Source organism: Streptomyces flavofungini, from assembly GCF_014650815.1.
In the GTDB taxonomy this organism is placed as follows: Bacteria; Actinomycetota; Actinomycetes; order Streptomycetales; family Streptomycetaceae; genus Streptomyces; species Streptomyces flavofungini.
This window is the reverse complement of sequence record NZ_BMVR01000010.1, coordinates 57,188-69,903: the sequence shown is the minus strand read 5'-3', so window position 1 is coordinate 69,903 and position 12,716 is coordinate 57,188. Positions and strand designations below refer to the sequence as shown.

The window sequence follows — 12,716 nt, the reverse complement described above, 5'->3', positions numbered from 1 at the left end:
CGGGGTCTGAGCACGGCATGCGCCATTCCGCTACGTTTCCGGGATGGGTGGGACCGGCAGGGCAGACGTGACGATCGTGGGCGGCGGGGTCATCGGCCTCAGCACCGCCGTGGTGCTCGCGGAGCGCGGCCGCCGCGTCCGGGTCTGGACCCGGGACCCGGCCGAGCGCACGACCTCGGCGGTTGCGGGCGGCCTGTGGTGGCCGTACCGCATAGAGCCCGAGGCGCTCGTCGGCGCGTGGTCGGTGCGCTCCCTTGAGGTGTACGAGGAGTTGGCCGCCGACCCGGAACATACGGGCGTACGCATGGTCGAGGGCGTACACGCCAAGATCCACTTGGACAGCCTCGGGCCGTGGGCCGCGCGGGTGCGGGGACTGCGCCCGGCGACGCCCGAGGAGTACGCGGGCGGCGGGCTGTGGGCGCGGCTGCCGCTGATCGACATGCCGACGCATCTGGCGTGGCTGCGGGAGCGGCTGCTCGCGGCGGGCGGCACGGTCGAGGAGCGGACGGTGCGGAGCCTCGACGAGGCGCTCGGCGCGGCCCCCTGCGTCGTCAACTGTTCGGGGCTCGGCGCCCGGCACCTCGTACCGGGAGACGGGGTGCGGCCCGTGCGGGGGCAGCTGGTGCTCGTGGAGAACCCCGGGATCCGTACCTGGTTCACAGCCGCTGACGCCGCGTCGGCGACCCTGACGTACCTCCTGCCGCAGCCCGGGCATCTGGTGCTCGGCGGGACGGCCGACGACGGCGACTGGTCCCTGGAGCCCGATCCGGCGGTGGCGGCGGAGATCGTCGAGCGGTGCGCGCGGGTGCGGCCGGAGGTCGCGACGGCGCGGGTCGTCGGGCATCGGGTGGGGCTGCGGCCCGCGCGCTCGCCGGTGCGGCTCGAGCGCGAGGCGCGGGACGGCGGGCGGGTGCTCGTGCACAACTACGGGCACGGCGGGGCCGGGGTGACCGTGGCGTGGGGCTGCGCCGAGGAGGCGGCGCGGCTCGTGGCGGAAGCCGCCACCTGAGACGACCACCGGCACGGGCGCCGCTGCCCCTGCCGGCGCTGCGGGAACCGGTGTCCTGACAGCCGTACCGGCCACGGCGTGTGTGCCGTGGCCGGTACGTGGACGTCAGCGGGTCTCAGCGGGCCGGATCGGGCTGTTGCTCGGAGCCCGAATCCGTGTCCGTGTCCGTGTCGCCGTTCTCGGCCGGGCCGATCTGGAACTCGAACTCGCCGACACCGTACTGCTCGTGACCGGCGATGACCGCCTTCTCGACGGCCTCCGTGCCGTGCTCGCCCCGCACGATCAGCGGGTCGTGGCGCAGATCGCGCATCAACGCCACACACATGCCGATCATCACCAGGGTGAAGGGCGCCGCCACCAGGATCGTCAGATTCTGCAAGCCCTTGAGGGCGTTGTCCTCCCCGTCGCCGATGAGCAGCATGACCGCCGCGACGGCACCCGTCACCACGCCCCAGAAGACCACCACGAAGCGGCCGGGTTCGAGGGAACCCTTCTGGGAGAGCGTGCCCATGACGATCGAGGCGGCGTCCGCCCCGGACACGAAGAAGATGCCGACGAGGATCATCACGAGCAGGCTCGTGGCCGTCGCGATCGGATACTCGTGCAGCAGACCGAAGAGCTGTGCCTCGGGGGTGCTGTCGCCCTCCAGGCCGCCGCGCTCCTTGACCTTCATGGCGCTGCCGCCGAAGACGGCGAACCAGATCAGGCTGACCGAGCTCGGCACCAGGATCACGCCGCCCACGAACTGACGGATCGTGCGCCCGCGGCTGATGCGTGCGATGAACATGCCGACGAAGGGCGTCCAGGAGATCCACCACGCCCAGTAGAAGACCGTCCAGCCGCTCAGCCAGGCCGAGACGCCCTCACCGCTGGATGCCTCCGTACGCCCGATGAGCTGCGGCAGGTCGTCGAGGTAGGCGCCCACCGAGGTCGGCAGCAGGTCCAGGATGATGACCGTCGGGCCCGCGACGAACACGAAGACGACCAGCAGCAGGGCGAGCACCATGTTGATGTTCGACAGCCACTGGATGCCCTTCTCCACACCGGAGACCGCGGACGCCACGAAGGCGACCGTCAGGACGGCGATGATGGCGACGAGCAACCCGGTGCTCGCCTTGTCCATCCAGTCGAGCTCCTCGAAACCGCTGCCGATCTGCAGCGCGCCCAGCCCGAGCGAGGCGGCGGAGCCGAACAGCGTGGCGAAGATGGCGATGATGTCGATGACCCGGCCCCACGCACCGTGCGCGTGCTTCTCGCCGATGAGCGGAACGAAGACGGAGCTGATGGTCTGCCGCCGGTTCCGCCGGAACGTGCTGTAGGCGATGGCGAGGCCCACGACCGCGTAGATCGCCCAGGGGTGCAGCGTCCAGTGGAACAGGGTCGTCGCCATGGAGGTCTCCATGGCGGCGGCCTTGTCCGCGGGGTCGGTGCCGGGCGGCGGCGTGGTGAAGTGCGCGAGCGGTTCGCTGACGCCATAGAACATCAGACCGATGCCCATGCCGGCGCTGAACATCATCGCGACCCAGGAGACGGTGCGGAACTCGGGTTCCTCGCCCTCCTTGCCGAGTGTGATTTTTCCGTACCGGCTGACCGCCAGCCACAGCGCGAAGACCACGAAGCCGGACGCCGCCAGCATGAAGGCCCAACCACCGTTGTGGATCAGGCCTTCGAGCATGTCCGACGAGACGTCTTCGAGGGTGTCCGTGGCGGTGGCGCCCCACACCACGAACGCCAGGGTGAGCACGGCGGTGACGCCGAAGACCACCCGGTCCGTCTGTGGGGACCGGCCGCCGGAGGAGTCCGCCGATGTCGGCGGGCCTCCTCCGGCGTCCGCTTTCTCTGATTCCTGGGTCACAAGTGCACCTTTCGCGGAGTCGTTGATCGACCTTGGGTTCTTCTCCGCTACCCCCTACCACATGTGACGTGCGCTCCGATGCCTCAACAGTCGGTGTCGGGCTGCCCGGTGACGAGGTGGTACGGCGCGCGTTCGTCCAGGAGCAGCGGGACGAGTGCGCGCGCGGGCTGCCGCAGTGGCACGAGCACCCCCGAGCCGTCCCGCTTCACGGTAACGCCGTGGAGGCCGAGTTCATCCTTGACGTCGGCGAACTGTTGCGGCGTCAGCCGGTAGCCGCACGCCGGGTCCTCGATGATCTCGCCGGGCTCGGCCGGGTCATTGTCGGCGCCGCCCAGGTAGACGGGTCCGCGGTCGCGCAGGCCCGCGAGCCGGGACGCCGTGCTGGCCGCCTCCAGACGTCGGCGGTGCTCGTCCGCGTACGAGAACAAGCCGGTGAGCGCGGAGAGTTGGGAGTCGACGCGGCGCCGGTTGTTCAGCGCCGGGTCGTTCTTCTCGGCGTCCGTGAGGGGGTCGACGCGGCTCTCGATCAGGAGTCCGGCGGCGTGCTTGAGGCCGGAGGCGTTGCGCAGGATGCGCTCCTGGCCGTCGCCCGCGACCTGCTTGACGGGCTCACCGGTGACCGGGTCGGTCCAGATGCCGTACGTGCCCGTGCTGTAGCCGTCCGCCTCGGCGGCGGGCCGCACGTGGTCGAGGGAGAGCGCCTTGGCCTCCCGGTGCAGCGCGCCGTGCGTGTTGAGGTTGCGCGGCCACAGGTCGAACAGGTCCTTGTCGTAGAACTTGGGCGTGGCCCCGTACTCGTGCAGGTCGTAGATGGCGTCGGGCTCGCGGTCGCGGATGACGGCGGCCAGGGCGCGGCCCTCGGCGGTGGCCAGGGCTATGTGGTCGCGGTTGATGTCGACGCCGTCGGAGTTGCCGCGGGTGTCGGCGGCGCGCCCGTCCGGGTTGGCGGTGGGCACGACGAGGAGGGTGGTGCGGGACAGGAAGCGCCGGGTCTTCTTGTCCTTGGCGTAGGCCAGGTCACGGATCGTGGTCAGGCAGGCCTCGCGGCCTGACGGCTCGTCACCGTGCTGGCTGCACACGAGCAGGACGGTGCTCGCGGTGCGGCGCTCGCCGATCCGCACGAGCTGCACGGGCCGGTCCTGCTCGGTGGTGCCGATGCGGGCCACCGACACCCGGTCGGTGGCCTTGTCGATGGTTCTCAGGAGCTGCTGCTCCTCGGGCTGGCTGGTCCAGCGCGCCCCGTTGGTCTCCTCGAAGCCGGTGCGCGGCGGCTTCGGGGCCGCCTGTGCGGGGGCCGTCAGGAGGGGTGCGGCGAGAGCGGCACAGGCCGCGGCCAGGGCCACGGCGCGGATGCGGGGGGTCATGAGGTGCGGCCTCCAGGGATGCGGTCGATCAGGCGCGGCGGTGCGACGCCGTCGAGGCGGGACGCGCGCGGCGTGGCGGCGTGCGGGTTCGTGGCGAGGGCCTTGGCGCCGCCGACGAGCGGCACGCGCGCGACGGTGCGGGCGAGGTCGACGGTGAGGGTCGGGGTGTCGGCGGGGGGCTGGATGAGGTTGCGGTCGGTGCCGCCGACGATCAGCGCGAGCCGGTGGCCCTTCGGCACGACGTGGTCGCCGGCGGCCAGGTCGAGGGTGATGGTGTACGGCTTGCCGGGGGTGAGCGGCTCCCCCTGCTGGTCGGAGGCGTGGTTGCCGAGGTCGGCCCAGCCGCGGCTGAAGATGGTGTAGTCGACGGCGGCGGTCCTGGCCTCGGTGTTCTTGAAGCAGGCGCTGTCACCGGGGGCGCTCTGGCCCCAGCAACCGCGGTCGGGGAGCGTGGTGATGCCCTCGTCGTCGTGGGCGTAGTCGCGGATGGTGTCCGGGCCGAGGTCGACGAGGACGGCGCTCAGGTGCGCCGTGCGGGTCGTCGGCGTCACGGTGACCGTCACCCGCGAGGAGCCGGCGACGCGCAGGTCCCGGGCGAGCGGCCGGGTGGTGAACCCGGCCTTGGCGGGCGTGGCCGAGTCGATCGTCGCGGCCCAGTCGGTCTCGCCGAGGCGCCGGTCGTCGGTGAACGTCTCGGTGCCCTTGCCGGGGCGGGTGCCGAGGGTGCCGACGCCGGGCGCGGTGCCCTTGGCGGGGCGCAGCGCGGTGCTGCCGGTGGCGCGCGGCGGCCAGGTGCGGTCGGTGGTCCAGCGGTCGGGGGCGCGTTCGATGTCGGCCATGGGCTCGCGGTCGATGCCGTTGCGGTAGCCGAGGAGTTCGTGGTCGAACCAGCGGTGCAGGGTGCGGACCCAGTCGGCGCGGCGGAAGTCGAACGGGTCGACGTGCCCGGTCTGGCTCAGCCAGATCTTGCGCTGCACGCCGGCGTCGGCGAGGGCGTCCCACCACTGCCCGAAGTGCTTGGTGCGCACGTTCAGGTCCTGCAGGCCGTGCACGACGAAGACGCTGGCCTTGACCTTGCGGGCGTCCGGCACGTGGTCGCGTTCGGTCCACAGCGGGGTCCAGTCGCCGCTGCGGGGCGAGCCGTCGATGATGCGCTGCTGCACATGGCCGCAGCGGGCGCGGGCCTCGGGGCTCTCCACGTAGTCGGACAGCCACTCGGGGCCGCCCTGGAGCGGGGCGCCCTTGGCGAAGTAGTAGTCGTACCAGGAGGAGATGGCGCCGATCGGCACGATCGTCTCCAGGCCCTCGACGCCGGTCGCGGCGACGCCGTTGGCGATGGTGCCGTCGTAGCTCTTGCCGATCATTCCGGTGCGGCCGTTGGTCCAGCGCGCGTCGGTGCGCTTCTCGCCGGTGCGCGAGGTGTAGCCGCGGGCGCGGCCGTTGAGCCAGTCGACGACGGCCTTGGCGGACTGGACGTCGGAGCGGCCGCCGACGTCGACGCAGCCGTAGGAGCGGTTGGTGCCCGCGAGGTCGACGGCGACGAAGGCGTAGCCGCGGGGCACGAAGTAGTTGTCGTAGTACAGCGGGAACTGGACCGGGTCGCCGTTCGCGTCGTACGTCTTCTTCTGGCTCTCGTTGCCGCGCCCGCAGCAGGAGTAGTACGGGCTGGCGTCCATGATCACGGGTATCTTCCGGCCCCTGGCCGCGGGTTCGCGGGGCCGGACTATGTCGACGGCGACACGGTCGGTCTTTCCGTCCGCGTCGCCGTCGATCCGGGTGTCGACCCACACGGATTCGCGTATCGCGTCCGCGTAGGAGTAGACGGGTCTGCTCTCCTTGGGCTGCGCGTACGTCTTCGGGCCGCGCGGCGCGGAGTGCGCGGCGCCGCCCGGGGACAGGAGCGTGGCCAGCAGGGCGGCGAGGGCCGCCACCAGGAGCGCTCTCCACATCGTCGGGGTCAGGGGGCGCGTGCGTCGCGCGCGTATCGGCATGGCGCGGAAGGTACACGCGTCAACAGCCGCCGGAAAGAGGGCCGTAGCCGGAGCGGAAAGGTCCATGGGACGTGATCGCACATGTCGGCCGAATGGCGATCGTGTGACATATGCGGCCATGGACATGGTCAGGGGCGGGAGTGCTCAATAGGGTCGACCGCATCGAGAGTTACCTCGCGCCGGACGCGGCTCGGCGGCCCCGCATCCCTGGGGCCGCCGGGCCGCGCCGTGGCGCAACCCGTCTCATTCCGTGATGACTTGGAGATTCCCGTGCACCGCAGACTCATCGCCCCGGGCGCACTCGCGGCCGCGTTCGCCCTGCTGGCGATCCCGGCATCGGCCGCCGACTTCTCCCCCGGGGCCCCGGGCGCCGGCGACCACTACTACCCCGACGCGGGCAACGGCGGCTACGACGTCTCCCACTACGACCTGCGCCTGAAGTACCAGCCGAAGACGGACCTCCTCGAGGGCACGGCCACGCTCCAGGCCACCACCACGCAGGACCTGTCGCGCTTCAATCTCGACTTCGGCCTGAAGGTCAGCGAGGTCCGGGTGAACGGCAAGAAGGCGGCGTTCGCCAAGACCGGCGAGCAGGAGCTGGAGATCACGCCGAAGGCGGGCCTGCCCAAGGGCAGTTCGGTGTCGATCGTGGTCCGGTACGCGGGCAAGCCCTCCGAGGTGAAGATCCACGGCTTCACCGCCTGGCAGCGCACCCCCGACGGCGGCGTCGCGGCCCAGGAGCCGGAGTCGTCGGCCTGGTGGTTCCCGGGCAACGACCACCCGCGCGACAAGGCGACGTACGACGTGTCGGTGTCCGTGCCGGACGGCACCCAGGCGATCTCCAACGGCGTCCTCCAGTCGCAGTCCTCCAAGCTCGGCTGGACCCGCTTCAACTGGCGCTCCAACAAGCCCCAGGCCACGTATCTCGCCACGCTCGCCGTCGGCAGGTTCGACATCACCACGGACAAGACCGAGAACGGCCTGCCCGTCCTCAACGCCTACAGCAAGGACCTCGGCGACAACGCGGGCGCCGCGCGCGCCAGCATCGAGCGGACCACCGAGGTCGCGGAGTGGCTGGAGGAGGTGTTCGGCGCGTACCCGTTCAACGCGCTCGGCGGCTACGTCCCGAACGTCCCCGCCAGCTACGCTCTGGAGACCCAGACCCGGCCCTTCTACGGCCCGAAGGCGTTCGCCAACGGCTCCAACGTCTCCATCGTGGTGCACGAGCTGGCCCACCAGTGGTACGGCGACAGCGTCTCCGTGGAGAACTGGAAGGACATCTGGGTCAACGAGGGCTTCGCCCGCTACAGCCAGTGGCTGTGGTCGGAGAAGGAGGGCGAGGGCACCGCGCAGGAGCTCGCCGACTACGTGTACGCGAACAACGCGGCGGACTCCCCCTTCTGGCAGGTCAAGCCCGGCGACCCGGGTCCGGACAACCAGTTCCACATCGCCGTGTACGACCGCGGCGCGCTCGCCCTGCAGGCCCTGCGCAACGAGGTCGGCGACAAGACCTTCTTCCGCATCCTGAAGGGCTGGCCGAAGGACCGCGCGTACGGCAACGCCTCGGTGCGGGACTTCGTGACGTACGCGGAGAAGGCCAGCGGCAAGCCGCTCTCCGCCCTCTTCGACACCTGGCTCTACCAGACGGGCAAGCCGGGCAAGCCCGCCGCGCGGGACGCCGGGGTCGCCCGGTCCGCGGCCGCGGGCGCGCAGGCGAAGCCGAAGTCCTGGAAGAAGATCGCGGCGACGAACTCGCTGCACGAGCACGAGGACGGGGCCGGGCACGCCAAGGGCCACGACCACCGCTGACGGCTGTTCGGTACGTGAGGTGCGTCCCCGCTCGGTGCTCCGGTGCCGGGTGGGGGCGTGGTCAGCCCCGGGCGCGGTGGGCCGCGCGGGCCCGGCGCGCCACGGGGGCGTAGCGGAGGCGTTCCGGCAGCCGCGGGCCGATCCGGCGGACCACGCGGCCGAAGCGGATCAGGCGGCGCTCCTGGCGGGGCGTCCAGGCCAGGCCGATGGCCGCGCGGGCGTCGGGCGGCAGCAGGCCCACGGTGAGGAAGCGCCGGAACCGGGCGAGGCCGGGCCAGAGCAGCGGCCACAGGACCCGGAGGGCCACGCGGAGCGCGCGGGGGCCGCGGTCGGGCGGCGGCACCGGGCGGTCGACGGCGATCAGCTCGCGTACCACCGCCGTCTGCTCCAGCTCCTCGGTGAGCATCCGCCGGTAGTACGGCCAGAACTCCTCCGGGGACTGCGGCATGTCCCGGTCGTGGAGCCCGAGCACCCGGCCGACCTGGAGCCACTCGGCGTAGAGCTGCCGCTCCTGTGCGGGCGTGAACGGCTCGCCCAGGTACGCGCGGGCGTGCCGGTGGACGGGGAAGCCGGTGGCGTGCACCCAGGCGTAGTTCGCGGGGGTGAGCGCGTGGTAGTGCCGCCCGCGGGTGTCGGTGCCCCGGACGTCCCGGTGCAGCGCGCGCAGCCTGCGCCCCTCGGCGGCGGCGGCCTCTCCCCCGTACACCCAGAGCAGCAGGGACCTGATCGAGCGCTCGCCGCGCCCCCACGGGTCGGTGCGGAACACCGAGTGCTCGTCGACGCCCGCGCCGACCGCCGGGTGCGCCACCTGCAGGGCCATCGCGGCGGGCAGGGCGAGGAGCGTGCGGTACTCACCGGCGATGTCCCACAGGATCCCGTCGGGCGGGGGTGGCGCGGGGTCGGGCACATCACCAGTATGCGGCGGTATGCCCGCCCTGTGCGCGACGCCCGCGAGCCGTGCGGACACGGCAGCGGTGTGCGGACACCACAGCGGGCGGTGCCCCGGAGGACACCGCCCGCTGTCGAAGCTCCGCGCGCGGGCTGCTGCCGCGCACGCCTTGCGCTACTTGCTGAGCTCCGCCGCCTCGCGCTCGGTCTCGCGGTCCGCCTTGCGGCGGATCGCGTACCAGCCGACGGTGAGGGCCGCCGCCACGATCGGGATGAGGAACAGCGTCTTGCGGCCCACCTCGGCGTCCTTCCACATCAGGCCGAGCACGGCAAGCAGGAAGGCGATGGTGACGTACTGCGTGACGCCGCTGCCCGGCAGCTGGAAGCTCGGCCTGGTCAGGTGGCCTTCCTTGGCCCGGCGCACGAAGGCGAGGTGGCAGACCATGATGCTGATCCAGGTGCCGATGATGCCGAGGGACGCCACGTTCAGGACGATCTCGAAGGCCTTGTCCGGGACCACGCGGTTCAGCGCGACGCCGAGGACACCCACCGAAGCGGTGAGCAGGATGCCGCCGTAGGGGACCTGGTTGCGGTTCATCTTCGCCGTGAACTTCGGGGCCGAGCCCGCCATCGCCATGGAGCGCAGGATGCGGCCGGTGGAGTACAGGCCGGAGTTCAGCGAGGACATGGCGGCGGTGAGGACGACGAAGTTCATCACGTCACCGGCGCCCGAGACGCCGATCTTGGAGAGCACGGTGACGAAGGGGCTCTCGTCGGCCGAGTAGACCGAGCCGGGCAGCAGCAGCGCGAGCAGCACGACCGAGCCGACGTAGAACACACCCACGCGCCACATGATCGAGTTCACCGCGCGCGGGACGACCTTCTGCGGGTCCTTGGTCTCACCCGCGGCGACACCGACGAGCTCCAGCGAGGCGTACGCGAAGACGACGCCCTGGAGGACGATCACGACCGGCATCAGACCGTTCGGCAGGAAGCCGCCGTGGTCCGTGATCATGTTCATGCCCGGCGTCTCGCCGCCCACCTTGTGCTGCGTGGAGACGAGGAAGATGCCGATGAACATGAAGGCGACCAGCGCCGCGACCTTGATGATCGCGAACCAGAACTCCATCTCGCCGAACCACTTGACGGAGATCAGGTTCACGGCGAGGACCACGGCGAGCGCGGCGAGCGCGAGCAGCCACTGCGGGATGTCCGTGAAGAAGCTCCAGTAGTGGGTGTAGAGCGCGATGGCCGTGATGTCGGCGATGCACGTCGTCGACCAGTTGAGGAAGTACATCCAGCCGGCGACGTAGGCGCCCTTCTCGCCCAGGAACTCGCGCGCGTAGCTCACGAACGATCCGGACGAGGGCCGGTACAGGACCATCTCGCCGAGGGCGCGTACGACGAAGAAGGCGATGATGCCGCACACGAGGTACGCGACGGCGAGCGCGGGGCCCGCCGAGTTCAGGCGGCCGCCCGCCCCGAGGAAGAGCCCCGTACCGATCGCGCCACCGATCGCGATCATGTTGACGTGGCGGCCCTTGAGGTCCTTGCTGTAACCGGCGTCGCCCGCGTCCGCGGGGGCGGCCTGGGACGCAGTGCGGGCGTCCGCGGCCGTGTCTACGGCGTCGTTGCTCACGTGGAAGGTCCACTCTGTGGTGCCCGGAAGAGGTTCCGGGGTCCGGATGTGCTGCGGGCCCGCGGCACCCCTGACGTGCCCGGACCAACGCGACACCTTCCCCCAGAGACCCTTCCGGATGCGGTGGCGCACATCACATAGCGGCACTTCTCACATGGTGGGCGACGTCTGTACAGTCCTACGTCACTCGGTGTACAGGCCGTCGATCACTTCGGCGTACCGCTGTCTGATGACCCTGCGGCGCAGCTTCAGGGACGGCGTCAGCTCGCCGGACTCCGGGCTCCACTCCTTGTCGAGCAGCCGGTACTTCTTGATCTGCTCGGTGCGGTTGAGGCGCGCGTTGGCCGCCTCGACGGCGCGGGCGATCTCGGCGCGCACGGCGGGGTGGTCCACGAGGCCGCCGCCGTCGGTGCTGTCGAGGCCGTGCGCCGCCGCCCACGCGGGCGCCAGCTCCGGGTCGAGGACGAGCAGCGCCACCAGGTACGAGCGGCCGTCGCCGTGGACGAGGGCCTGGCCGATGAGCGGGTGCTCCTTGAGGGCGTTCTCGACGAGCGCGGGCGCGACGTTCTTGCCCGTGGACGTCACGATCAGCTCTTTCTTGCGGTCGGTGATCCACAGGAAGCCGTCGTCGTCGAGGTGCCCGATGTCGCCGGTGGCGAACCAGCCGTCCGCGTCCCGGAGGCCGTCCACGCCGCCGTCGGCCCGCAGATAGCCGTCGGACACGTACGGGCCGCGCACCATGATCTCGCCGTCGTCCGCGACGCGTACCGCCATGCCCGCGAGCGGCTTGCCCACGGAGCCGATCCGGAAGGCCTCGGGCCCGTTGGTGGTGACCACGCCCGTCGTCTCGGTCAGCCCCCACGCGTCCATGACGACCAGGCCGAAGCCCGCCCAGAAGCGGGCCACGTCCACCGGCATCGGCGCCGCCGCGCTCGCCGTCCACGCGAGCCGGTCGAACCCGGCGAGCGCCAGCAGCGGATCGAGCACCTGCTCCTTGGCCTCGCGGTACGCCGCCGCGAGCGCGGCGGACGGCTCCTCGCCGCGTTCGCGGCAGGCGACGTGGGCGCGCGCCGTCTCGTTCGCGGCCTCGACGGCCCGGCGCCGCTCCTCGGGGAGCCCGGCGAGCGCCGCCCGCACGGCCGCGGCGAGCTTCTCCCACACCCGCGGCACGCCGAAGAACTGGCGGGGCCGCAACTCGCGCACGGTGGCGGCGACTTGGGTCGGCTCGGCGCACAGATAGACCTGGGCGGCGCGGAGCAGCGGCAGATAGATCCCGAGCATGCGCTCGGCGATGTGCGCGAACGGCAGGTAGCAGATGTGGCCGACGTGCTCGGGGAACTCGATCACGGAGTCCAGGGCGATGCCGTTGCCCACCACCGTGCGGTGGGTGAGGCGCACGCCCTTGGGGTCGCCGGTGGTGCCCGAGGTGTAGACGACGGTCAGCGGGTCCGTGGCCCGGGCCTCGCGCCAGGCCTTCTCGAAGGTGTCCGGGTTGACCAGGCGGGCGCCGGTGGCGTGCAGCGAGCCGTAGGTCCGGTGCGGCCCCGCGGCGGCCGGGTCGACGACCACCAGGCGCTCCAGGGGCGCCGTCGGGTCGGCCAGCAAGGGCTCCCAGCGGGGGAGTTCGCGCGCGCCCCCGACGATCGCGACGCGGGCGCGGCTGTGCCGGGCGATGTGCGCGATCTGCTCGGGAGCCGACGTGCCGTACACGGTGACGGGGACCGCGCCGAGGTGGACCAGGGCGAGGTCGCTCAGCCAGTGCTCGGGGGTGTTGCCCATCATCATCAGGACGTGCTCGCCGCGGCCGACGCCGAGCGCGGTGTACCCGGCGGCGAGGACGGCGGTCTTGCGGCGCACCTCGCTCCAGGTGAGGGTCGTCCAGCCGTCGCCCTCGCGCCAGGAGAGCGCGGGCAGTTCGGGGTGGTCCTCGGCGTTGCGCAGCAGCAGGGCGGGGAAGGTGATGCGGTCCGGGTCTGCGGGAAGCCGCAGGATCGTGGTCATGAAACCGCCTCCTGGCACCGTGGGTTCGCCGTCGGCTACATGGCGTGACTGGCCCGGAGACTTTCACAACAGTGGTGGCACAGCAATACTGTTGCACCGCATTACTCCATATCCCGGGGGCGGTCCCCGGACCCCCAGCCGACAGCGCACACCGACGGGG

The 12,716-nt window shown here is 71.7% G+C and carries 8 protein-coding genes; 2 read left to right on the top strand and 6 right to left on the bottom strand.

Annotated features, from left to right (window positions below):
• Positions 1–43: 43 nt before the first annotated feature.
• Positions 44–1,009, top strand: coding sequence for an FAD-dependent oxidoreductase (locus tag IE274_RS25560; protein WP_190118233.1), 966 nt, complete (start codon positions 44–46; stop codon positions 1,007–1,009).
• Between the two features lie 115 nt (positions 1,010–1,124).
• On the opposite strand, the gene IE274_RS25555 is transcribed toward IE274_RS25560, so the two are convergent.
• The 3 genes from IE274_RS25555 to IE274_RS25545 all read right to left on the bottom strand — a co-directional run bounded on the left by IE274_RS25555 (position 1,125) and on the right by IE274_RS25545 (position 6,219).
• Positions 1,125–2,774, bottom strand: a complete 1,650-nt coding sequence (locus IE274_RS25555) for a BCCT family transporter (protein ID WP_190118410.1) — start codon at positions 2,772–2,774, stop codon at positions 1,125–1,127.
• A gap of 173 nt (positions 2,775–2,947) precedes the next feature.
• Positions 2,948–4,228 carry a M14 family metallopeptidase gene (locus IE274_RS25550; RefSeq protein ID WP_190118232.1) on the bottom strand — a complete coding sequence of 427 codons (1,281 nt, stop codon included), beginning with the start codon at positions 4,226–4,228 and terminating at the stop codon, positions 2,948–2,950.
• Entirely contained in the window at positions 4,225–6,219 is a 1,995-nt protein-coding gene (locus IE274_RS25545; RefSeq protein WP_190118231.1) for a Xaa-Pro dipeptidyl-peptidase, read from the bottom strand. Before IE274_RS25545 ends, IE274_RS25550 begins: the two co-directional genes overlap by 4 nt.
• 270 nt (positions 6,220–6,489) lie before the next feature.
• Here IE274_RS25545 and IE274_RS25540 point away from each other — a divergent pair, with 270 nt between their 5' ends.
• Complete coding sequence (locus IE274_RS25540; protein WP_190118409.1) at positions 6,490–8,028, top strand: M1 family metallopeptidase; 1,539 nt, start codon at positions 6,490–6,492, stop codon at positions 8,026–8,028.
• 61 nt (positions 8,029–8,089) lie between these two features.
• On the opposite strand, the gene IE274_RS25535 is transcribed toward IE274_RS25540, so the two are convergent.
• From IE274_RS25535 to IE274_RS25525, 3 genes are all read right to left on the bottom strand, one after another.
• Positions 8,090–8,935, bottom strand: a complete 846-nt coding sequence (locus IE274_RS25535; protein ID WP_229909803.1) for an oxygenase MpaB family protein — start codon at positions 8,933–8,935, stop codon at positions 8,090–8,092.
• 156 nt (positions 8,936–9,091) lie between these two features.
• Complete coding sequence (locus tag IE274_RS25530) at positions 9,092–10,555, bottom strand: amino acid permease (protein WP_190118230.1); 1,464 nt, start codon at positions 10,553–10,555, stop codon at positions 9,092–9,094.
• 183 nt (positions 10,556–10,738) lie between these two features.
• On the bottom strand, positions 10,739–12,556 hold the full coding sequence (locus tag IE274_RS25525; RefSeq protein WP_190118229.1) for an AMP-dependent synthetase/ligase: 1,818 nt from the start codon (positions 12,554–12,556) through the stop codon (positions 10,739–10,741).
• Positions 12,557–12,716: the final 160 nt, after the last annotated feature.